Origin of the sequence: Pseudomonas sp. DY-1, from assembly GCF_003626975.1 — a bacterium.
In the GTDB taxonomy this organism is placed as follows: Bacteria; Pseudomonadota; Gammaproteobacteria; order Pseudomonadales; family Pseudomonadaceae; genus Metapseudomonas.
In genome coordinates this window covers 5,604,515-5,626,190 of the sequence record NZ_CP032616.1, presented here as the reverse complement: position 1 = coordinate 5,626,190, position 21,676 = coordinate 5,604,515, and the positions used below count along the sequence as shown (strand labels likewise).

Annotated in this window: 24 protein-coding genes and 1 pseudogene; 9 read left to right on the top strand and 16 right to left on the bottom strand. The window is 60.9% G+C overall.

Going from position 1 to position 21,676, the window contains the following annotated elements:
• Window positions 1–5: 5 nt before the first annotated feature.
• The 11 genes from pal to aspS form a co-directional block, all read right to left on the bottom strand.
• A complete protein-coding gene (gene pal / locus D6Z43_RS26530) occupies window positions 6–503 on the bottom strand; it encodes a peptidoglycan-associated lipoprotein Pal (protein ID WP_028627602.1) in 498 nt (165 codons plus the stop codon).
• Window positions 504–560: 57 nt separating this feature from the next.
• On the bottom strand, window positions 561–1,865 hold the full coding sequence (tolB, locus tag D6Z43_RS26525; RefSeq protein WP_120654951.1) for a Tol-Pal system beta propeller repeat protein TolB: 1,305 nt from the start codon (window positions 1,863–1,865) through the stop codon (window positions 561–563).
• Window positions 1,862–2,899 carry a cell envelope integrity protein TolA gene (tolA, locus tag D6Z43_RS26520; RefSeq protein WP_120654950.1) on the bottom strand — a complete coding sequence of 346 codons (1,038 nt, stop codon included), beginning with the start codon at window positions 2,897–2,899 and terminating at the stop codon, window positions 1,862–1,864. Before tolA ends, tolB begins: the two co-directional genes overlap by 4 nt.
• Complete coding sequence (gene tolR / locus D6Z43_RS26515; protein ID WP_120654949.1) at window positions 2,899–3,357, bottom strand: protein TolR; 459 nt, start codon at window positions 3,355–3,357, stop codon at window positions 2,899–2,901. Before tolR ends, tolA begins: the two co-directional genes overlap by 1 nt.
• Before the next feature lie 34 nt (window positions 3,358–3,391).
• A complete protein-coding gene (gene tolQ, locus D6Z43_RS26510) occupies window positions 3,392–4,087 on the bottom strand; it encodes a protein TolQ (protein WP_120654948.1) in 696 nt (231 codons plus the stop codon).
• A gap of 2 nt (window positions 4,088–4,089) precedes the next feature.
• Window positions 4,090–4,536: a tol-pal system-associated acyl-CoA thioesterase gene (ybgC, locus tag D6Z43_RS26505; RefSeq protein WP_120654947.1), complete on the bottom strand. Its 447-nt coding sequence runs from the start codon at window positions 4,534–4,536 to the stop codon at window positions 4,090–4,092.
• 90 nt (window positions 4,537–4,626) lie between these two features.
• Window positions 4,627–5,679 (bottom strand): Holliday junction branch migration DNA helicase RuvB, encoded by a 1,053-nt coding sequence (gene ruvB / locus D6Z43_RS26500; protein WP_120654946.1) that lies wholly within the window; start codon window positions 5,677–5,679, stop codon window positions 4,627–4,629.
• 6 nt (window positions 5,680–5,685) lie between these two features.
• Window positions 5,686–6,291: a Holliday junction branch migration protein RuvA gene (ruvA, locus tag D6Z43_RS26495; RefSeq protein WP_120654945.1), complete on the bottom strand. Its 606-nt coding sequence runs from the start codon at window positions 6,289–6,291 to the stop codon at window positions 5,686–5,688.
• Between the two features lie 21 nt (window positions 6,292–6,312).
• A complete protein-coding gene (gene ruvC / locus D6Z43_RS26490) occupies window positions 6,313–6,837 on the bottom strand; it encodes a crossover junction endodeoxyribonuclease RuvC (RefSeq protein ID WP_120654944.1) in 525 nt (174 codons plus the stop codon).
• 275 nt (window positions 6,838–7,112) lie between these two features.
• Window positions 7,113–7,862 (bottom strand): YebC/PmpR family DNA-binding transcriptional regulator, encoded by a 750-nt coding sequence (locus tag D6Z43_RS26485; protein WP_120654943.1) that lies wholly within the window; start codon window positions 7,860–7,862, stop codon window positions 7,113–7,115.
• A gap of 61 nt (window positions 7,863–7,923) precedes the next feature.
• Entirely contained in the window at window positions 7,924–9,699 is a 1,776-nt protein-coding gene (aspS, locus tag D6Z43_RS26480; protein ID WP_120654942.1) for an aspartate--tRNA ligase, read from the bottom strand.
• A 271-nt stretch (window positions 9,700–9,970) separates the two neighbouring features.
• Here aspS and D6Z43_RS26475 point away from each other — a divergent pair, with 271 nt between their 5' ends.
• The 5 genes and pseudogenes from D6Z43_RS26475 to D6Z43_RS28010 all read left to right on the top strand — a co-directional run bounded on the left by D6Z43_RS26475 (window position 9,971) and on the right by D6Z43_RS28010 (window position 13,321).
• The gene (locus tag D6Z43_RS26475; protein WP_120654941.1) at window positions 9,971–10,789 is read left to right on the top strand and encodes an SDR family oxidoreductase; all 819 of its coding nucleotides are present in this window, start codon (window positions 9,971–9,973) and stop codon (window positions 10,787–10,789) included.
• Between the two features lie 134 nt (window positions 10,790–10,923).
• Window positions 10,924–11,394, top strand: coding sequence for a Dps family protein (locus tag D6Z43_RS26470; protein ID WP_077524023.1), 471 nt, complete (start codon window positions 10,924–10,926; stop codon window positions 11,392–11,394).
• A 105-nt stretch (window positions 11,395–11,499) separates the two neighbouring features.
• A complete protein-coding gene (locus D6Z43_RS26465) occupies window positions 11,500–12,567 on the top strand; it encodes a GGDEF domain-containing protein (RefSeq protein WP_120654940.1) in 1,068 nt (355 codons plus the stop codon).
• 37 nt (window positions 12,568–12,604) lie between these two features.
• A pseudogene (locus D6Z43_RS28595) lies at window positions 12,605–13,039 on the top strand (cold shock domain-containing protein membrane protein); the annotation flags it as partial.
• 57 nt (window positions 13,040–13,096) lie between these two features.
• A complete protein-coding gene (locus D6Z43_RS28010) occupies window positions 13,097–13,321 on the top strand; it encodes a cold shock domain-containing protein (protein WP_162945915.1) in 225 nt (74 codons plus the stop codon).
• A 46-nt stretch (window positions 13,322–13,367) separates the two neighbouring features.
• Here D6Z43_RS28010 and D6Z43_RS26455 read toward each other — a convergent pair whose 3' ends face one another.
• Both D6Z43_RS26455 and D6Z43_RS26450 read right to left on the bottom strand, forming a co-directional pair.
• Window positions 13,368–13,574, bottom strand: coding sequence for a SlyX family protein (locus D6Z43_RS26455; protein WP_120654939.1), 207 nt, complete (start codon window positions 13,572–13,574; stop codon window positions 13,368–13,370).
• 3 nt (window positions 13,575–13,577) lie between these two features.
• The gene (locus D6Z43_RS26450; protein WP_120654938.1) at window positions 13,578–14,003 is read right to left on the bottom strand and encodes an HIT domain-containing protein; all 426 of its coding nucleotides are present in this window, start codon (window positions 14,001–14,003) and stop codon (window positions 13,578–13,580) included.
• Between the two features lie 707 nt (window positions 14,004–14,710).
• On the opposite strand from D6Z43_RS26450, the gene D6Z43_RS26445 reads away from it, so the two are divergent.
• Entirely contained in the window at window positions 14,711–16,048 is a 1,338-nt protein-coding gene (locus tag D6Z43_RS26445) for an OprD family porin (protein ID WP_120654937.1), read from the top strand.
• Between the two features lie 109 nt (window positions 16,049–16,157).
• Here D6Z43_RS26445 and D6Z43_RS26440 read toward each other — a convergent pair whose 3' ends face one another.
• Complete coding sequence (locus D6Z43_RS26440) at window positions 16,158–16,532, bottom strand: PaaI family thioesterase (protein WP_256660924.1); 375 nt, start codon at window positions 16,530–16,532, stop codon at window positions 16,158–16,160.
• A gap of 158 nt (window positions 16,533–16,690) precedes the next feature.
• On the opposite strand from D6Z43_RS26440, the gene D6Z43_RS26435 reads away from it, so the two are divergent.
• Complete coding sequence (locus tag D6Z43_RS26435) at window positions 16,691–18,406, top strand: proline--tRNA ligase (RefSeq protein WP_120654936.1); 1,716 nt, start codon at window positions 16,691–16,693, stop codon at window positions 18,404–18,406.
• 8 nt (window positions 18,407–18,414) lie between these two features.
• Window positions 18,415–19,371, top strand: a complete 957-nt coding sequence (locus D6Z43_RS26430; protein WP_120654935.1) for a hypothetical protein — start codon at window positions 18,415–18,417, stop codon at window positions 19,369–19,371.
• Between the two features lie 42 nt (window positions 19,372–19,413).
• On the opposite strand, the gene D6Z43_RS26425 is transcribed toward D6Z43_RS26430, so the two are convergent.
• Together D6Z43_RS26425 and D6Z43_RS26420 are read right to left on the bottom strand one after the other, a co-directional pair.
• Window positions 19,414–19,689, bottom strand: a complete 276-nt coding sequence (locus D6Z43_RS26425; protein ID WP_120654934.1) for an acylphosphatase — start codon at window positions 19,687–19,689, stop codon at window positions 19,414–19,416.
• 4 nt (window positions 19,690–19,693) lie between these two features.
• Window positions 19,694–20,173, bottom strand: a complete 480-nt coding sequence (locus D6Z43_RS26420; RefSeq protein ID WP_120654933.1) for a TlpA disulfide reductase family protein — start codon at window positions 20,171–20,173, stop codon at window positions 19,694–19,696.
• Window positions 20,174–20,203: 30 nt separating this feature from the next.
• Here D6Z43_RS26420 and D6Z43_RS26415 point away from each other — a divergent pair, with 30 nt between their 5' ends.
• Window positions 20,204–21,610 (top strand): PilZ domain-containing protein, encoded by a 1,407-nt coding sequence (locus tag D6Z43_RS26415; RefSeq protein ID WP_120654932.1) that lies wholly within the window; start codon window positions 20,204–20,206, stop codon window positions 21,608–21,610.
• Window positions 21,611–21,676: the final 66 nt, after the last annotated feature.

The window sequence follows — 21,676 nt, the reverse complement described above, 5'->3', positions numbered from 1 at the left end:
GCGAATTACTTACGCAGTTCTACGCGGCGGTTTTGCGCCCAGGACTGCTCGTCGTTGCCAGTGGCAACCGGACGCTCTTCGCCGTAGGAAACCAGCTCAGCCTGAGCCGGGGAAACGCCCTGCAGAACCAGGTAGCGCTGAACGGCCTTGGCACGACGCTCACCCAGAGCCATGTTGTACTCGCGGGTACCGCGCTCGTCAGTGTGGCCTTCCAGGACAACGCGGTTGCCGTTGGCTTTCAGGTCCTTGGCGTGTACGTCCAGAGCGCGCATGGCTTCCGGCTTCAGGTCGGAGCTGTCGTACTCGAAGTAGAAGGTGGTGATAGCGCGCAGAGCGGCTTCTTCGCTCATGCTGCCGTCTACACCGCTGCCACCGGCGTTGTAGCCAGCGTTCGGGTCAACAGCGCCTTCACCGGTGCCTTCGCCGCCTTTGGACGAGCAACCAACAGCTACGGCCATGGCCAGAGCGAGAGCGGCAAATTTGCCGAATTTCAGCATTTCCATCATGTAACTCCTAATGAACCCCAGGTGTGTTTAGCAAAGGTATTTTTAAAGACCGCTTCAGTTCAGGTACGGCGACCAAGAAGGTTCGCGAATGTCGCCCTGAACTGTGGGAATCGGGACTCGTACGCGCCCGTTTGTAGACACGAGCATCAGCACGCCGCCCCCCTGCTGGCGAGTTGCGTAGATTAGCATGGTGCCATTAGGCGCAACAGTGGGCGAGTCGTCCAGCGTGGTGCCAGAAAGGATGCGCGGAGCACTACCCGAGCGGGTCAGATCCTGGGCAGCCACCTTGAAGTTGGTGAAGCCATCCTGACGATGGATCATCACTAGCATCTTCTCGTCAGCCGAGAGCTTCGGGTTGGCGTTGTAGTTGCCCACGAAGGTCACGCGCTGCGGTTCGCCGCCATTGATGTTGGCCTTGTAGATCTGCGGCTTGCCGGCGCGATCCGAGGTGAAATAGATGGTCTGGCCGTCCGCGCCCCAGAACGGTTCGGTGTCGATGGCCATGTTGTTGGTTACGCGACGCATCTGGCGACTGCCAAGGTCCATCACGTAGATCTCCGGGTTGCCATCGCGGGACAGCACGAACGCCAGGCGATTGCCCTCAGGAGACCATGCAGGCGCACCGTTCAGGCCTTCGAAGTTGGTGATCTGCTCGCGGCGACCGGTGTCGATGTGCTGGACGAAGATACGCGGACGACGCTGCTCGAAGGACACGTAGGCGATACGGCGACCATCAGGCGCATAGCGCGGCGACAGGATGGGCTCGCGGGACTGCAGCAGGGTCACCGCACGCTGGCCGTCGTAGTCGGAACGCTGCAGGGTGTAGCGGGTGTTGTTCACCGAGAAACGCTCGGCGGTCACGTAGAGCATGCGGGTGGAGAACGCACCCTTGATGCCGGTGAGTTTCTCGAACGACTGGTCGGCGATGTAGTGCGCCATGTCACGCAGCTGGTCGGTCGAGCCGCTGACGTTGCCGGCCATGACCTGTTGCTCGGTGGTTACGTTGAACAGGGCGAACTGCACCTGCAGACGGCCGCCGGACGGGACGACGCTGCCTACCAGCACGTACTGGGCGCCAAGGGCCTTCCAGTCGCGGTAGATCACTTCGCTGGCCTGGGTCGGCAGGCTGATCATGTTCTGGCGCGGGATCGGCTCGAAATAGCCCGAGTTGCGCAGGTCGTTGCCGACCACCTCTGAGATTTCAGTGGGTAGCACGGTACCGCCCTGCCAGCCAAAGGGTACTACGGCGATCGGGGTCGCCCGGTCGGTACCACTGGTGATTACCAGCGGGTCGGCGGCCTGGACGGAGCCGACCAGCATGGCCACCCCGACCAGGACGATACGAATGAGGGTATTCACAGACCTAAATCCTCCGGTTTGAAGATGATGCGGCGCTGCCTGTACATCTGGTCAAAGGTAGCGCGATCCAATTGTTGCATCTCGGGGATGCGCCCCACGCTGCGCACCGCACTCACGGCCGAGCTGTCAAAGGGCGAATCACCGCTGGAGCGGGTGACGCTGGCGTTGGTAATGGTGCCATCGGGCAGCATCTCGATCAGTACCTCTACGCTCATGCCGTTACGTGCCGATGGCGGACGGCGCCACTGCTCGCTGACGAGTTTGATGATCAGATCGTCGAGACTGCCTGCTACCTGGTCGCCGACTTCGTCGGCCAACGCTTGCTGGCGGCCTACATCCTCGGACAACAGCTCGGCCAGCGCGGCGGCCTTCTTGTCCTCGGTGGCCTTGCGTTTGGCTTCCTCGGCCGCTTTCTTCTTCGCGGCGTCAGCGGTCGCTTTCTTCTTGGCATCCTCGGCGGCCTTCTTCTTCGCTGCCTCGGCTGCCGCCTTCTTCTTCGCCTCTTCCGCAGCCTTTTTCTTGGCCTCTTCAGCGGCTTTCTTCTTCGCTTCTTCGGCCGCCTTTTTCTTGGCTTCCTCTTCGGCTTTTTTCTTGGCGAAATCGGCCTGTTTCTTCTCTTCGGCCTTCTTCGCTTCATCAGCCTTCTTGGCTTCGGCCGCCTGCTTGGCTTCCTCGGCTTTCTGTTCCGCCTCTTCGGCCTTTCGAGCTTCGTCAGCTTTCTTTTGTTCCGCGGCCTTGGCCGCCGCTACCTTCTGCTCCTCGGCCTTCTTCTGCTCCATCTGCTCGGTTTCGAACTGCGGCGCAGAAGTCTTTTTGGCCTCGCCGGCGATCTTCTGGTTGGTCTGGGTAGTGGCCTGACTCTGGGATTTGAGCTGGTACAGAGTGGCCTGGACGATCGGACGGGACGGAGGCAGTTCCGGTGTGAAGGCGAAGCTGACGAACAACATGCCGAACATCAGGACGTGCAGAGACACAGCCCAGACGGTCGGCCAGAAGTAACTTTCCGAGGAGGAGCGTTCGCTCTGCTGCTGCATCAGGGCGCCTCGGTGATCAGCCCGACGTTGGCCACGCCGGCCTTCTGCAGGCCGCCCATCACGGCCATCACGGCGCCGTAGTCGACCGTTTTATCGCCACGGACGAATACCTGGACCGTCTTACCCTGGCGGCTGTTCTCGGCCATGATGCCGGAGGCTGCCTGAACCAGAGCATCCAGAGAGACCGAGGTCTCGCTCTTGCGGGTCTGGTCGGTCTGTACTTCTTCGCCCATGTTCCAGTAGTAGGACTTGTCGGCCTTGATCGAGATCGTCAGGACACGGGCATTGTTGTCCTGCGGCAGGGCCTCGCTGGAAACCTTCGGCAGGTCGACCTTGACGCCCTGGTTGAGCATGGGCGCGGTGACCATGAAAATCACCAGCAACACGAGCATGACGTCGATGTAAGGCACGACGTTCATCTCGGCGACCGGTTTGCGTTTGTGGCGGACTCTGGCCATGACTTGAAACCTTTCCTATCAGGGACCCAGCGACTTACTCGTCGCTGGTGTGCACTTTGCGGTGCAGGATGGCCTGGAACTCATCGGCGAAGGTGTAGTAGCGACCGATCAGGGTCTCGCCGCGAGCGGAGAAGCGGTTGTAGGCGATTACCGCCGGGATCGCGGCGAACAGGCCGATCGCGGTGGCGATCAGAGCCTCGGCGATGCCGGGCGCCACAGTGGCCAGGGTCGCCTGCTGCACCTGGGCCAGGCCACGGAAGGAGTTCATGATGCCCCAGACGGTACCGAACAGGCCGATGTACGGACTCGTAGAGCCCACAGTAGCGAGGAACGGCAGGCTCTGTTCGATCTTCTCTTCCTCACGGGAAATGGCTACGCGCATTGCGCGGGCCACACCTTCCATCACCGCATCCGGATCAACGCCGGCTTGCTGGCGCAGACGGGAGAATTCCTTGAAGCCGGCGCGGAAGATCTGCTCGACGCCGCAGTCCGGATCCGGGTTGCTGCCTGCCTGGCGGTACAGCTTGGACAGGTCGATACCGGACCAGAAACGCTCTTCGAAGGTTTCCAGGGACTTCTTGGCGGCGCGCAGCATGTTGCTGCGCTGGAAAATCATGATCCAGGAGGTGACCGATGCGGCCACCAGGGTCAGCATGACCAGCTGCACCACGATACTGGCGTTGCTGATCAGGCTCCACATGGAGGTATGGTCGACGACGTTGGCTTCCACGCTTAATCTCCTGCTGGGAATAGACCCGGGTCGGCGGCGAAGGCTTCACGCAGCGCTTCGGGGATCGCCCGGGGTTTCAAACTGTCGGCACGTACACAGGCAATCAGGAACTGCCCTTCGCACAACAATGCGTTATCGGTGGCTCGCCTGACCTGTTGACGAAAACGCAGGCTGGCACGGTTCAACTCCATCACCTCGGCACTGATCTCCAGCTCATCGTCCAGCTTCGCAGGCGCCACGTAGCGCGCCTGGGCCGAATGAACGACGAACAGCAGGTTCTCCCCGGCCAGCTCGGACTGGGCAAAGCCCAGACTGCGCAGGCGCTCGGTTCGAGCCCGCTCCATGAACTTGAGGTAATTGACGTAGTAGACGATGCCGCCGGCATCGGTGTCTTCGTAATACACACGACAACGATGCTGAAACGGCTGGGCCCCATTTTGCGCGCGCATACTCTAGTGCTTACTCCTAAGGTTGCCAATCCGGCCAGGCAACTGTTTTTTCATGGCTAGCCCTGCCGAGCGCTTCGACCACGAAAGCGCCTATTCGTCACCCGAGCTGAAAAGATCGGCGGTCGGATTCTCCGCCATGCGCTTGGGCAGGTTGAGACCGAAGTGTAAGTAGGCGTGACGGGTCACCACCCTCCCCCTCGGCGTACGCATGATGTAGCCCTGCTGGATCAGATAGGGCTCGAGAACGTCTTCGATCGTGTGGCGTTCTTCACTGATGGCCGCTGCCAGGTTGTCGATCCCTACCGGGCCGCCATCGAACTTGTCGATCATGGTCAGCAGTAGACGCCGGTCCTGGTGGTCAAAGCCACGCTCGTCGACATCCAGCAGATTCAGAGCCTTGTCGGCAATGACGCGGGTGATCTCACCCTGACCACGCACTTCAGCGAAGTCCCGTACCCGGCGCAGCAGGCGGTTGGCGATACGCGGCGTACCACGGGCACGGCGCGCGATCTCGAACGCGCCCTCCGGTTCGATATGCAGGCCGAGGATACCGGCGGAGCGCGCAACGATGGTGGCCAGGTCCGGAGTGCTGTAGAACTCCAGGCGCTGGACGATACCGAAGCGATCGCGCAGAGGGTTTGTCAGCATGCCAGCCCGCGTGGTGGCGCCGACGAGGGTGAACGGGGGCAAGTCCAGCTTGATCGAACGAGCCGCAGGGCCTTCGCCGATCATGATATCCAGCTGAAAATCCTCCATCGCGGGGTAAAGCACCTCTTCAACGATGGGTGAAAGGCGATGGATCTCGTCGACGAAGAGCACGTCGCCCGCCTCCAGATTGGTCAGCAGCGCCGCCAAGTCTCCCGGGCGCTCCAGAACTGGGCCGGATGTGCTCTTGATGGCAACCCCCATCTCGCTGGCAATGATGTTCGCCAGGGTAGTCTTGCCAAGGCCGGGCGGGCCGAAGATCAGGGTATGGTCGAGAGCCTCGCTCCGTCCCTTGGCAGCCTGGATGAAGAGTTCCATCTGCTCACGCACCACCGGCTGCCCGATGTAGTCGGCAAGTTTCAGTGGGCGGATGGCACGGTCCAGCTGCTCGTCGCGGTCGCGACTGCTGGCAGTGATGAGGCGGTCGGCTTCGATCATTCGGACTTACACCATTCCTTTCAGGGCGCGACGGATCATTTCTTCGCTGGACAGCCCGTCTTCCTTGATCGCGGACACAGCGCGGCTGGCCTCTTGAGGCTTGAATCCGAGGGCGATCAGCGCAGCCAGCGCATCATTCTCCGCGCTAGAGACTGCCACGCCAACCCGAGGTTCGACCACCAGGGTGGCGATGGCCGGCATGCTTTCCCAAGCCTTGAATCGATCCTTGAGCTCGACCAGCAAGCGCTCGGCGGTCTTCTTGCCGACGCCAGGAATCTTCACCAGCGTGGAAGTGTCCTGGGCCTGTACGCAGCGCACCAGCTCATCCACCTCCAGGCCGGACATCAGTGCCAGGGCCAATTTCGGCCCGACGCCATTCAAGCGGATCAGCTCGCGAAACAGCTCTCGCTCCCGCTTCTCGAAGAAGCCGTAGAGCAGGTGGGCGTCCTCTCGCACCACCAGATGGGTGTACAATGTCACCGGCTCGCCCACTGAAGGCAGGCGATAGAGGGTGGTCATGGGCACTTCCAGCTCATAGCCCACGCCATTGACGTCAAGGATCAGATGCGGCGGTTGCTTCTCCGCCAAGTTGCCACGCAGGCGTCCAATCACGAATTGCGTCCTTTGAATTGATTACAGACGAAGGCGGCCACCCCGCCGTTTGGCGGTGGCCAGACCATGGGGAATCAGACTCTGCCGGTGATGGGCATGGCACAGGGCGATTGCCAGGGCATCGGATGCGTCGATCTGGGGTTTCTGCACCAGCTTGAGCAGGTGCATGACCATCATCTGCACCTGCTGCTTGTCAGCACCACCGGTTCCGGCAATAGCCTGCTTGACCTGACTGGCGGTGTATTCGGCGATTTCCAGACCCGCCTCGGCAGCCGCGACTATGGCTGCACCACGAGCCTGGCCGAGCTTGAGCGCGGAATCCGCGTTCCGCGCCATGAATACCTGCTCGATACCCATGGTCACCGGCTCGTAGGAACGGATGACTTCACTTACCCCCCGGAAAACGATCTGCAAGCGCTCGTGCAATGCGCCAGCGCCAGTACGGATGCAACCCGAGGCGACGTATTCGCAGCCGCGCCCAGTATCGCGAACCACACCATAACCGGTGATACGCGAACCAGGGTCGATACCAAGAATCAGGGTCATGCCGCCGCAAGCTCCACGGGCCGACCTGAAGCCGGCACACTGTCTATTTATCCAGCCGCGAGTATACGGAGCGGCCCGCAAACAAAAAAGCCGGAAGCGCACGGGGCGACTTCCGGCTTTCGGATCACGCCAGCACTCGAACCTAGTCACGATCGTGCGGGCTAAAGCCATGGGCAAAAACAGGAAAGGGAGCGGAGTTTACGAGCTGTAAATGAGCATTCCGAGCCGGTTTTTAACGCCGCAGGGCCGAGGCGCAGCTTATCGTGATCAGGTTCTCAGCCGAGCTGCTCCATGATCTCGTCAGGGATTTCAGCGTTGTGGTAGACGTTCTGGACGTCATCCAGGTCTTCCAGCATATCGATCAGCTTCATCACCTTCTGCGCGGTTTCCAGGTCGGAGATGGGCGCAGTGATCGACGGGATCATCGCCACTTCGGCCTCATCGCCCTTGAAGCCGGCTGCGGTCAGCGCTTCGTTCACAGAGAGGAAGTCGGCGAAGGTGGTGTAGACCTCGACGGAACCGTCTTCGTCAGCCACGACGTCGTCGGCGCCCGCTTCCAGGGCAGCCTCCATCAGGGATTCTTCGTTCACACCGGGCGCGTAGCTGATCTGGCCCTTGCGGTCGAACATGTAGGCGACCGAGCCGTCGGTACCCAGGTTGCCGCCACACTTGCTGAAGGCATGACGCACTTCCGCCGCAGTGCGGTTGCGGTTGTCGGTCATGGCTTCGATGATGATGGCCACGCCGCTCGGCGCATAACCTTCGTAACTGAGCTCGACCATGTTGTCGGCTTCGTTCGAGCCGGCGCCACGCGCAATCGCACGATCGATGGTGTCGCGGGTCATGTTCGCGGTCAGCGCCTTGTCCACAGCCAGACGCAGACGCGGATTGTCCGCAGGGTTGCCACCGCCATGCTTGGCGGCGACAGTCAGCTCACGGATGAGCTTGGTGAAGATCTTGCCGCGCTTGGCGTCCTGGCGTTCTTTGCGGTGTTTGATGTTGGCCCATTTGGAATGACCAGCCATAACTCACTCCGTACTTTCTGAACGGACGGCGCCATCTGGCGCCGCCCCGGGTTGGTTCTGATTACTCGGCCTTGGCCTGCTCACGCAGGCGGATGTTCAGCTCGCGCAGAGCCTTGGCATCCACGGTGCCCGGTGCCTGGGTCATGACGTCGCCGGCACTCTGGGTTTTCGGGAAGGCGATAACTTCGCGGATCGACGCCGCGCCAGTCATCAGCATCACCAGACGGTCCAGACCGAAGGCCAGGCCACCATGCGGCGGCGCGCCGTACTTGAGGGCATCGAGGAGGAAGCCGAACTTCTCTTCCTGCTCCGCATCGTCGATGCCGAGCACGCGGAACACCGCCTGCTGCATGGACTTGTCGTGGATACGGATGGAACCGCCGCCCAGCTCGGTGCCGTTCAGCACCATGTCATAAGCACGGGACAGAGCGGCAGCCGGGTTGGCTTCCAGCTCTTGCGGGCTGCACTTGGGCGAGGTGAACGGGTGGTGCAGCGAGGTCAGGCTGCCGTCGTCGTTCTCTTCGAACATTGGGAAGTCCACGACCCACATCGGCGCCCACTCCTTGGTGAGCAGCTTGAGGTCATGACCGACCTTGATACGCAGCGCGCCCAGGGCGTCGCAGACGATCTTGGCCTTGTCGGCGCCGAAGAACACGATGTCGCCATCAACCGCACCCACGCGGTCGAGGATCACATTGAGGTTCTCTTCGGGAATGAACTTGACGATGGGCGACTGCAGCCCCTCGACACCCTTGGCGCGCTCGTTGACCTTGATGTAAGCCAGCCCCTTGGCACCGTAGATACCGACGAACTTGGTGTAGTCATCGATCTGGCTGCGCGGCATGGAAGCGGCACCCGGCACGCGCAGGGCAGCGACTCGGCCCTTCGGATCATTGGCCGGACCGGAGAACACCTTGAACTCCACTCCCTTCAGCTGGTCGGCGACATCAACCAGTTCCAGCGGGATACGCAGGTCAGGTTTGTCGGAGCCGTAGCGGCGCATGGCTTCTTCGAAAGGCATGTGCGGGAACTCGTCGAACTCGACATCCAGCACTTCCTTGAACAGCTGGCGAACCATTTTTTCGGTAATGCCGATGATGTCGCTCTCGTCGAGGAAGCTGGTTTCGATGTCGATCTGGGTGAATTCCGGCTGACGGTCGGCACGCAGGTCTTCGTCGCGGAAACACTTGGCGATCTGGTAGTAGCGGTCGAAGCCGGCCACCATCAGCAGTTGCTTGAACAGCTGGGGCGACTGCGGCAGGGCAAAGAAGTGGCCCGGGTAGGTGCGGCTCGGTACCAGGTAGTCGCGGGCGCCTTCCGGAGTCGGACGACCCAGGATCGGGGTTTCCACGTCGAGGAAGCCGTTCTCGTCCAGATAACGACGGATGCTGCTGGTAATACGCGCACGCAGCTTCAGCTTGGCGGCCATTTCCGGACGACGCAGGTCGATGAAGCGATAGCGCAGGCGGGTTTCTTCGCCGACGTCGGAGTATTCATCCAGCGGGAAGGGGGGCGTCTCGGCCTGGTTCAGCACTTCGAGCTCGTAGCCCAGCACTTCGATGGCGCCGGACGACATGTTGGCGTTGCGCGCGCCTTCTGGACGCAGGCGGACCTTGCCGGTGATCTTGACCACGAACTCGCTGCGGACGCGGTCGGCGCGGGCGAAGGTCTCTTCGCGATCCGGGTCGAACACCACCTGGGCCAGGCCTTCGCGGTCACGGATATCGAGGAAAATGACCCCGCCGTGGTCGCGGCGGCGGTGTACCCAACCGCAGAGGGTGATTTCCTGGCCGTCCAGGCTCTCGTTCAGTTGGCCGCAATAGTGGCTGCGCATCATGGTCGTGTTTCGCTTCTCTTGAGTCGTGAATTCGTCCGCCCGCCCAAGGGCTGCGGAGCATCCGGCGGAGGTGCAACCCCTGCCGGGCAGGCCGGGGTTCGCGGCAAAGAGCGGGATTATATAGCGTAAATTGCCACCGCGCAGCCGCCCTCCCCGCCACCCCGCAACCCCTGATCGGGAGCGGGTTCTCTTGCTGGGCTACCGGGCAGTGTCTAAGCTCGCCAGCACTCGCCCGACGGACGGACGCGAAGCACACAAGGAAGGAGTGGAGATGCAATCGCTTGCTGGGAAAGTCGCAGTCATCACGGGCGCAAGCTCCGGCATCGGCCGTGCGCTGGCCAATGAGTTCGCCGCACTGGGTTGCCACCTTGCCCTCGCCGATGTGGACACCGACGGCCTGGAGGCCACGGCTTCCACCCTACGCCGCGACGGCCTTCAACTCTCCACCCACAACCTGGATGTCTCCAACCGCGAAGCGGTCCACGCCTTCGCCGATAGCGTCCTGACCCAACACGGCCAGGCACACCTGGTAATCAACAACGCCGGCGTGGCCGTATCGCAAACCATCGCGGAACTCCGCTACGACGACTTCGAATGGCTTATGGGCATCAACTTCTGGGGCGTGGTCCACGGCACCAAGGCCTTCCTCCCTCACCTGCTGGCACGGGGCGAGGGCCATATCGTCAATGTGTCGAGCATCTTCGGCATCGTCAGCATGCCCACCCAGGGCGCCTATAACGCCAGCAAGTTCGCAGTGAGGGGCTTTACCGAGGCACTGCGTCAGGAACTTTGCGGCACCGCCATCAAAGTCAGCTGCGTGCATCCCGGTGGCATTCGCACGAACATCGCTCGCTCGGCACGCTTCTATCAGGGAATCGACGGCAAGACAGACGCCACCAAGGCGGCGGCCCGCTTCGACAAGCTGGCACGCACCTCAGCAGAACAGGCGGCCCAGAGCATCATCAAGGGTATAAGGGCCGGGCAGCCACGCATCCTCATAGGCGCCGACGCACGCTTGCTCGACCAAATTCAGCGCCTGATGCCCGCCAGCTACCCCCGCCTGCTGGCCAAATTGCTGAAGAAGACGTGAACCCTGAAGTAGCCAATGACTTCTAAGCATGGCTTTCATTGATGGAAGACAAGACTGTCCCGCGACCACCCCGTGTTAGGCTTTGCCCATCACACGCCCGGTGCGGGCCACAAGCTACCGAGAGGAGAACTGGTATGGAAATCAACATCGGAATCGCCGAGCAGGATCGTGCAGCCATCGCCGAGGGCCTGTCCCGCCTGCTGGCCGACACCTACACCCTCTATCTCAAGACCCACAACTTCCACTGGAACGTTACCGGGCCGATGTTCAACACCCTGCACCTCATGTTCGAAGGCCAGTACAACGAACTCGCCCTGGCAGTGGACGCCGTCGCCGAGCGAATCCGCGCCCTGGGCTTCCCAGCACCCGGCACCTACGCGGCCTACGCCCGGCTGTCTTCCATTAAGGAAGAAGAAGGCGTGCCGTCTGCCGAGGACATGATCAAGCAGCTCGTGCAGGGCCAGGAGGCCGTGGTGCGCACCGCCCGTGGCATCTTCCCGCTGCTGGACAAGGTTAGCGATGAACCCACCGCCGACTTGCTAACCCAGCGCATGCAAGTTCACGAAAAGACTGCGTGGATGCTCCGCAGCCTGCTCGCCGCCTGACGTCGAGGCAAATCAAAAAGGCCCGGGAAACCGGGCCTTTCGCTATGCGCGAAAGACTGCCTGTTCTATGCTCTGGCAATTCGATATCTCGCCACAGTGAAGTGCATGAGCCAGCCTCCGAAACATCCGTCGCTGCTTGAGCTTTTCCCCGAAGAAACGCGTGAGGCGGCCGATCTGCTGAAGCAGGCGGTCCCCCACATGGTGCGCCATGCGATTCCGCCGAACCCAGTGCATTACGCGCTCTGGTACAGCTACAGCCAGGGTGCGCAGCCGGACCTCAATCGCCGCCTGGACAAGATTACCAACGACTTCGACGCCTTCCCGCCGGAATCAGCCCTCAAGCTGTTCCGCGAGTACATCATTCGTGGCGAACTCGAAGAAGCACGCCATGGCCAGCAACAAGTCATCGACCTTGTCGACGATATCGAGGGTGATGTCAGCCGCAGCGTCAACGGCAGCCACGCTTACCAGAGCAGCCTGACAGCGGGCCTGGCAGCCCTGCACGAACCCATAATCGACGACCTCCCCAGCGTCCTGAACCACCTTCAGGAGAGCACCCAACTGATGCAGGAGCAGCAGGAACAGTTCCTCTATCGCCTGCGTGCCGCCCAGGCGGAAATTCAGCATCTGCGCAATCAGCTGGAGCGCGCGCAACTGGCCGCCACTCTGGATGGCCTGACCCAGGTATTCAACCGCCAGGCGTTCACTCGCCTGCTGGAACAATCACTGAAAAGCGACCAGGAAGGACTGGCGCTGGTGATGCTGGATATCGACCACTTCAAGCAATTCAACGACCAGTTCGGCCACCCGCTGGGAGATCGCGTGCTCCAGCATGTGGGCCAGCTGTTGCGTGAACTGCTGCCTCCGCGCGCCATGGCCGGTCGTTACGGCGGCGAGGAGTTCTGCGTTGTGCTGCGCGACTGCCAGGGGCTGGAGGCAGCACGCGTCTTCGCAGAGCAACTACGCAGCAAGATGCAGGCGCTACGTGTAAAGGTCCGCCGCACCGACCAGGTGCTCGACACCATCACCGCCAGCTTCGGCCTGGCACTGGCGGAACCGGGCGATACCCTGGAAAGTTTCATCACACGAGCTGACGATGCGCTCTACCAAGCCAAGCGCAATGGCCGTAATCAAGTGCATCCACCAGCACCTGAAGCAGCGCTAACCGCTTGATTTGAGTAGCCCTCTCCTTTGCTGTTAAATACAGCCGGTGCCGCAAGTCGATCCAAAGACTTGCGGCATAGGCCGATGCCCATGCCTTTTTCATCTCGCGTGGCCCGGCTCTTTCGTTAGAGATTCCGTTTCCAAGGTGAATCCATTGAACATCCTGAAAATCGTCCATCTGTTGACGGGCGCTGCCGCTTTGCTGCTGTCCTTCATTCCCAGCCTGCGCGCCGACGCCCTGCCCTACCTGCAACAACCTGATGCGCTGTATCTGGCCTTCTCCGGCCTGCTCAATCTTCTGTTGGCACCCGTGGTTCCAGTCTGGGCAAAGGGGCTGCGCAATCAGCTGCAAAGCCTGGTTTCCGCCCTTCTGGCTCTGGCGGTCGTCCTGCAAACTCTGATCCTCCTGGCCCCGCTACCGATGATCGGTGAGCAGCCAGCAATCCTCGTCAGCCTCCTGGCTGTGATCGTAGCCGTTGTGCTGCACCTCTGTATCAACCTGCACAAGGTCACCCAGGCTCCACTGCTGCCCCAGGACATGTCCAACCGTGAAACCGGTACGGTGAAGTGGTTCAACACCTCCAAGGGTTTCGGTTTCATCTCCCGGGACTCCGGCGATGACATCTTTGTCCACTTCCGTGCCATTCGCGGCGAAGGTCACCGTGTACTGATCGAGGGCCAGCGCGTGGAGTTCTCGGTCATCCAGCGCGACAAAGGTCTGCAGGCCGAAGACGTAATCGCTGCATTACCCAGCCGACGCTAAAGCAGAACGAAAAAGCCCGCCGAATGGCGGGCTTTTTCATGGTCACTCAATAGTGCGGTGGCGGTGCCTCATCCTCACTCGGCCCGAACTGGCTGAGCAGCTCCTCCTGGCGCTTGGCCAGTACCGCCACCTGTAGCTGCAGGCGATCCACCAGCCGCTGTTGCTCAACCAGAACGTCGTTGAGGGTCTGAATGGTGTCGTCCTGGAAAGCGAGTCGGCTCTCCAGGTCGGCAATCCGCATTTCAAGGCTCATGACTCACTCCCCCACGAAATGGAAATCATCCGCCAGCACCAAGCGAAGCTTTGAGCGAATGGCAGCCACCTGTTCGGACGAATAAGCCACAGCTGGATGACGCCCCCAGACAGGCGCCGGCCAGGCAGCATCCTCACGACGACGCACGATCACATGCATGTGCAATTGGCTAACTACATTGCCCAACGTAGCAACGTTCATCTTGTCAGCGCCGAAGGTGTCCTTGAGGGTCTCCGCCAGGAATGTCGTTTCCTGCCAAAGCTGGCGCTGCTCATCGACGCCGAGCTGGAACAGCTCACTGATTTCCTCACGACGCGGCACTAGGATGAACCAGGGGTATTGAGCATCGTTCATCAACAGCAGCCGGCACAGGGGAAAATCACCGATGGGCAGGGTATCCTGCTGAAGTCTTGGGTCCAGGGCGAACATACTGGCCTCTCCTGTTCGACTGTAGGGAATTCGAGATTAACACCCCATCACGACCAGGCGACCGCCACGGGGTCGCGCAGCATAGCCAAGGCTAACGCCCAGCGGAACTCACCATGACATCCTGGCTATATAAAGGAAGGATTGTCGCCACACGCACCAAAACTGCTCAAACCCAACACCGCGTTACTTCTCGCCACACCCCTGGTTACGCCCGCCTACTGAAGACTGGGGGCGGTGGTCTCTTCAACTCCTGCACTCTTGCCTGTCAAGAGCCAGCCGGCATGCAGAATGCCTCATTTCAGGGCACATTATTCTGCAGCAACCACACATGGATCAGGGGTTAGAGGAGCTGGAACGAGCGCACCACGTAGACGTAGCGAGTTTTATCTCCACCCCTTACGTTTTGTGCACGTTTGTTGCTTGGCAGGTGCCAGGTCACACGCGACGCCGGGAACTACGTCATTGGGCGCCCGCTCGCAAAGTGCCTTGGATACATAGGGGGTGAAGGGATGCAAGGCCAAACCTATAGATATGCGACACAGGTCTTCTCGATTTGCGACAGCACTGTGAAGAAATCGTAAGGACCCGGTTTCAACTATCGCCAATATTGTCGCCGTGCTATAAGTTAGCGCCGACACAAAAAGAAAGAACCGCCTTCCATTAATAAGAAAGCGGCGAGAATCTTCAAAACCAAAGGAGCAATCACAATGCAAGTGATGAAGTGGAGCGCACTGGCTCTGGCCGTGACCGCCGGTAGCATGCAGTTGGCTTTTGCCAGCGCCCAGGAAGAGTCCAAGGGCTTCGTAGAAGACAGCAACCTGACTCTTCTGAACAAGAACTTCTTCTTCTACCGCGACTTCCGTAACAACCCGAACACCAGCCAGAACTACCGTAAAGAATGGGCCCATGGCATCAGCGCCATGTACGAGTCCGGCTTTACCCAAGGCACTGTTGGTTTCGGCGTTGACGCCCACGGCATGCTGGGTCTGAAACTGGACAGCGGCAACGGCACCAACGGTACCGGCCTGCTCCCCACCGGTTCCGACGGCCGTTCCCAGGACGATTACTCCTACGCCGGCGGCTCCGTTAAGATGCAGGTGTCCAACACCCAGCTGAAGTACGGCAACCTGTTCCCGACCGCTCCGGTATTCGCAACCGGTACCGCGCGCCTGTTCCCGGGCTCCGCTGAAGGCTTCCAGCTGACCAGCAGCGAACTCGAAGGCCTGAACATCGACGCAGGTCACTTCACTTCCATTCGCGACGGCAGCGCCTCCACCAACCGTCACGGCGAAATCACCACCACCTACACCGGTCTCGCCAGCAACAGCGCTGACTACGTAGGCGGCTCCTACTCCTTCAACGACAACGTCAGCGCCAGCCTGTACGGTGCCGAGCTGGAAGACATCTGGCGCCAGTACTACGGCAACCTGAACTGGAACATTCCGTTCTCTGACTCTCAGGCCCTGAACCTGGACTTCAACGTCTACCGCACCACCGACAAGGGCGACGCCATCGCCGGCGACCTGGATACCACCGCCTGGTCCGCTGCTGCCGCCTACTCCCTCGGCGCTCACAAGTTCACCCTGGCCTACCAGAAAGTGAACGGCGACGAGCCCTTCGACTACATCTCGATGGACGGCCAGAACTCCGGCGACTCCATCTTCCTGGCCAACTCGGTTCAGTACTCCGACTTCAACGGCCCGAACGAGAAGTCCATCCAGGTTCGCTACGACCTGAACATGGCTGAATTCGGCATCCCCGGCCTGAGCTTCATGGCTCGCTACATCACCGGTGAAGACGTTGACGGCACCAAGGCCGACCCGAATGGCGCCTTCGCGGGTGCGATCGGCGACGATGGCAAGGAATGGGAACGCGATATCGAAGCCAAGTACGTGGTTCAGGAAGGCGCAGCTAAAGACCTGTCCATCCGCATTCGTCACGCCAGCTGGCGCGCCAACAGCGACATGGCCTTCTTCGGCTCCGCTGGCGGCACTGCCAACGACGAAATCCGCGTAATCACCGAGTACCCGCTGGATATCCTGTAATATCCTTTGTGTACACGTAAGTGATAGAAGAAACCCGGCCTAGGCCGGGTTTCTTTTTGGGCGGAAGAACTTGACTCTCGAGTTGATCAAATCGCCACCAATCAACTGCTCAAACTTTAACCAGGAACGGCAAGGCATAAGTGCCTGTTACATGCGCCACAAGGTCATCTTCCGCGCCCAATGAATAAAGTGATACTTCGCATACCGCTTGACGCCGACCAAGTTTAAGTATCCGCGCCTCTGCAAATAGATCCACCGGCTTGGGCCTGGCCAGGAAGTTGATGTTTAAGTTAGACGTCACCGCCATTTCAACTTCCCCCAACCTGCCCAGCACTACTGCATACATGGCGGCATCAGCCAGCGCCATGATCGTGGGACCGGACAGAGTTCCACCCGGACGCACCAATCTGGACTGGAACGGCACCCTGGCCAACGTACCCCGATCGTCCATCCGCTCGATCCGCAGATCGATTTCCTCCGCCATGGGTACCCCATTGCGAATCAGTGCCTGGACCTCTGTCGCTGTAAGACTCACTACGTCGCCCTCCTCCCTCAACCGGACCGCAATCCTGTACGCCACTTGATCTGCGCCGTACAATGCCGAGCCATTCAAACCCATCGCAACCGACAAAACGGCCAAACATGCGTACCAGTCAGTACCTGCTGTCTACCCTCAAGGAAACCCCCACCGATGCCGTGGTGATCAGCCATCAGCTGCTGCTGCGCGCTGGCATGATCCGCAAGCTTGCCTCCGGCCTCTACACCTGGCTGCCAATGGGCCTGCGAGTGCTGCGCAAGGTCGAGACGGTGGTCCGCGAAGAGATGAACGCCGCTGGTGCGCTGGAAGTATTGATGCCTGCCGTGCAGCCTGCAGAGCTGTGGCAGGAGTCCGGCCGTTGGCAGCAATACGGGCCTGAACTCCTGCGCCTGAAGGACCGCCATGAGCGCGACTTCTGCGTTGGCCCGACCCACGAAGAAGTCATCACCGACCTGGCACGCAACGAGCTGAACAGCTACAAGCAGCTGCCGCTCAACTTCTACCAGATCCAGACCAAGTTCCGTGACGAGATCCGTCCGCGCTTCGGCCTGATGCGCGGCCGCGAATTCATCATGAAGGATGCCTACTCCTTCCACATGAACCAGGAGTCGCTGCAGGAAACCTACGACCGCATGCACCAGGCGTACTGCAACGTGTTCAGCCGCCTGGGCCTGGATTTCCGCCCCGTACTGGCCGACACCGGCTCCATCGGCGGCACCGGTTCCCACGAATTCCATGTACTGGCCGAGTCCGGTGAAGACGATATCGCCTTCAGCGACAGCTCCGACTACGCGGCCAACGTCGAGAAAGCCGAAGCCCTGCCGCGTGAGACCGAACGTCCTGCGCCCAGCCAGGAACTTAAGCTGGTCGATACGCCGAATACCAAGACCATTGCCGATCTGGTGGAAAACTTCGGCCTGCCGATCGAAAAAACCATCAAGACGCTGGTCGTCCACGGTGCCGAAGAAGGCAAGCTGGTCGCCCTGATCGTCCGTGGTGACCACGAACTGAACGAAATCAAGGCAGCCAACCTGGCACAGGTTGCCAGCCCGCTGGTGTTCGCCAGCGAAGCCGAACTGCGCCAGGCCATCGGCGCCGGCGCAGGCTCGCTTGGCCCGATGAATCTGCCGCTGCCCTGCATCGTGGACCGTTCCGTGGCCCTGATGAGTGACTTCAGCATCGGTGCCAACATCGACGACAAGCATTACTTCGGCGTGAACTGGGAGCGCGATCTGCCGCTGCCGGAAGTCGCTGACCTGCGTAACGTGATTCCTGGCGACCCGAGTCCGGACGGCAAGGGAACCCTGGTAATCAAGCGCGGCATCGAAGTCGGCCATATCTTCCAGCTGGGCACCAAGTACAGCGAAGCCATGAAGCTGAACGTACTGAGCGAGCAAGGCAAGCCGGTGACCCTGATCATGGGCTGCTACGGCATTGGCGTATCTCGCGTTGTGGCCGCAGCCATCGAGCAGAACTACGACGAGCGCGGCATCCTCTGGCCCGAGGCTCTGGCGCCGTTCCAAGTCGCACTGGTTCCGCTCAAGTACGAGACTCCGGCCGTCAAGGAAGCCACCGACAAGCTCTACGCCGAGCTGCGCGCAGCGGGCGTCGACGTACTGCTGGATGACCGTGACAAGAAGACCAGCCCCGGCGTCAAATTCGCCGACATGGAGCTGATCGGCATTCCGCACCGCATCGTCGTGAGCGAGCGTGGCCTGGCCGAAGGCAACCTGGAATACAAGAACCGCCGCGAGACCGACAATCATAATGTGCCGGTTGCTGAGGTTCTGTCCTTCATCACCGCCCGCGTGAATCGCTGATCTAAAAAATGTCCAAGCGTAGTTCCCATTACCTCGTCGGCGCCGCCCTGTGCGGCGCCCTCTTCCTCAGCGGCTGTGCCAATCATTTGCCACAGCGCAGCGAGCACGAGGAGCGTGTCGAGCGCAAACTGCTCAACCACAGCCTGCAGATCGACGTTGGTGATCCACAGGTATTGGAACTACCGCAGCGACGCATCCGCATCAACGAGCAGAAGACTTTCGAAGTCACCGAGTTCGAGGTCAGCCGTCACTACGACCGCTATACGCCCTACCAGCCCTGGCGGGAGCTCTACGAGGTCCCGCTGGGTGCGGTTGCGGTGGTCGCAGGCGTCGGCGCGAACGTGCTCAACGTGGTACTACTCGGCAGCCTGCCGGATACCGCCACCAAAGACTGGATCAGCTACGGCTTCGCCGGCCTCAACCCGGCGATGAACGTCGAATCCAATGGTCGCTCCGAGCAGAACCTTGCCAGCATCGACGAGAAGCAGCTGGACAAGCGCATGGAGTATTCGAGCCTGCCCTGGGCCGAGCGCCCGGTACTGGTCAAGTTGGGCGACCACACCCATGAACTGGCTACCGACCGCAACGGAATCCTGCGCCTGAACCTGCTGGACGGCCCCTTCGCCGACCAGGACATCAGCCGCATCGGAAAGCTCCAGTTGAGCGTCGAGGACCCGATGGACAACGCCCGCGCCGACGCCAACCTCGGCATTAGCCACGCTCTGCGCGGCAAGCTGATGGAGGCCCATGCGCTGATCTTCGAAGACCTCGAAGACGATGAAGTCCCGCAGTGGGTCCACCGGGTCAAGCGTCTGTCGGAACTGGGCCTCGAAGAAGAAGCCAGCGAGTTGGAGCAGAGCCTGATCGAACTGACCCGCAACGATCCGGAACTGCAGCAGGAGTTTCTTCACTCGCTGATGAAAGATGCCGGCCGACTGGCTGCCGATCCCGGCGATTCGGATTGACTTGCGCGAGGAGCGAGCCTGGCTCGCTCCCACCTCGTGACTTCAGCGTCTCACGATGAAGCCGGTAACGCCCTGTACCGGCTGTTCCTGAAGCTCGACGCCCGTCACCCTTGCTTCTGCAGGCCCTTGCTCCAACCAGGCAGCCAACGCACGCACGGCGTCCTCCTCTCCCTCCAGCAACACCTCGACCCGGCCATCCGCCAGGTTTCGCACCCAGCCATCCAGCTCCAGCTGGTCAGCCTGCTCCTGGGTAGACTGACGGTAATAGACGCCTTGCACCGTGCCGCTCACGTAGCCGTGCAAACAGATTCGAGCCATCGTCCTAGCCTCCCTTGCGCAGCTCGTCCAAGCGTGCAGTCAGGCCTGCAGCGCTCTGCTCACCCAGCAAACGCTCCCGCATCTTGCCCTGAGCATCGATGATGTAGGTGACAGGCAATGCTTCACTGCGCGGCAGGTCGTATCGCTTGGCGGGGTCCTCCGAAAGCACAGTGAACTGGATGCCCATTTTCTGCGCGGCCTGGCCGAGTTCGTCGCCCTGAAGCCCATCGAAGTTGACGCCCAACACCTTCACGCCCTTGTCCCGCTGTTGTTCAGCGAATGCGTTCAGCTCGGGAATCTCCGTGCGGCACGGCGCACACCATTCCGCCCAGTAATTGATAACCAGCCACTGGCCTTCGAGGCGCTCAACCGCTACCTTCTGCCCATGCTGATCGACACCTACGTCGTCCGAGCAGCTGGCCAGGAGCAGGCCGGCGCCCATCAGTGCGAATACCCCCAAAACAGCCTGGAGTCGCGATCCCATGCATTCGGTCCTCGTTTACGCGGGGTTGATATGACGCTGGATGCCCTGCGCTTGGAAGTGCCAGACATCCTTGAGGAAAACAGCACTTCTTTGGCAAGTGTGCCGACCCTCCTCGCGAAAGCGCGCCAGCTTCCTCAGGATAGTGCCCTGCAGCAGCTCCTGGGGCATTTGTTCAGGCTCAACCGCAGCGCAATGACCTTACTCGAAAGGCAACGCGTGCTGCAAAGCTTCAGCGAGGAGTTTCGCCACTACGCTCAGGCCAATCACGACCGCAAGGTGCCCCCCACGCTATTCGTCAAGCTCTGCAACGAGCTGGCCTGCGGATTCAAACGCCTGCTGCTACAGATCCTCCAGGGCCATCAGCCATCGCGCCCACATCTGGCCTGGTGCCTGTACATGGCCCAGCACTTCCTCGCCCAGACCCAACTGCGTCACTACCAGCTCTATCAGGAACCCAACCCACGACTGTGGCGTGACAGCCATCTGCTCTATTGGATAGGTGAGCACCAGAACTGCCTGGATGAGCCAGTCGCAGCCGCTTTCCGCCCCACGCCTGCCAATACCTTGCGCGGGCTCTACCAGCAGATGCTGCTGTTGGCGCTCAGCAACCCATTCCATTTGAGTGAAGGCGAATGCCCTTTGTTGTTCGGCGCCCTGGCGCCGCTTGCCAACCTGGCGCGACTCCTGCCCTGGGATGAAGAAGACAACAACGGCGGTCCGACAGTAGACCTGACCGAGTCCCAACCCTGCCTGCCACTGGACCAGCGCCCGGATGGCGCCAACGGCTATCTGCGCCGCTTCGAGCTGGGCGCCTTGTTGATCGCCGTGCACGAACCCGCCCCCCTGCGCAGTGAAACCGAACACCAGCTTCTGGAGAGGGTTCGCCAGCACTGGCTGGGGCGCCAGCAGCGCCGTCACCCACGCACGGAGCAATCAGGAAGTTGCCAGTTGGTCGTGAGCCTGGCTGCCATTCATGCCGATTTGCTGGCACAGCATCCTGGTCGTTGCGATGCACAACTATTGGACGCCAGCCCTGGCGGCACCCGCCTGCTCTGTCACGGTGACCTGGGCAGCCAACTTCCGGTGGGGCAACTGGTCCTGGTGCGGAACCAAAGCACGCCGGTTCTCGCATTGGTACGTTGGCGCTACCAGAACAGCGAAGGCCTGCACCTCGGCCTGCGCTACCTCAAAGGCTTGCCACGTCCTGTCTGGCTGCGCCGCGCGCCCAGCGCCCAGACCCACCCAGGCGTCCTGCAAAGCACGCCGGAGCCCGGTAACGGCTGGCACCACGGCCTGTGGCTGCCTTGCAAACAATTCGTCGAAGGGGAGAATCTCTGGCTTCAACTGGCCAGCGTGAACAACCAGGCCATCGTGACGCTACCGGAGCCCAATCTCGCCTCGTCGATGGTGGCGCGCTATCCCCTGCAACTTGCCTGAGTAGTCAAACTGCGAGACGGGTCACGCCCAGCGGGGGCCAAGGCGCACAGTACGCAAGGGAATGGC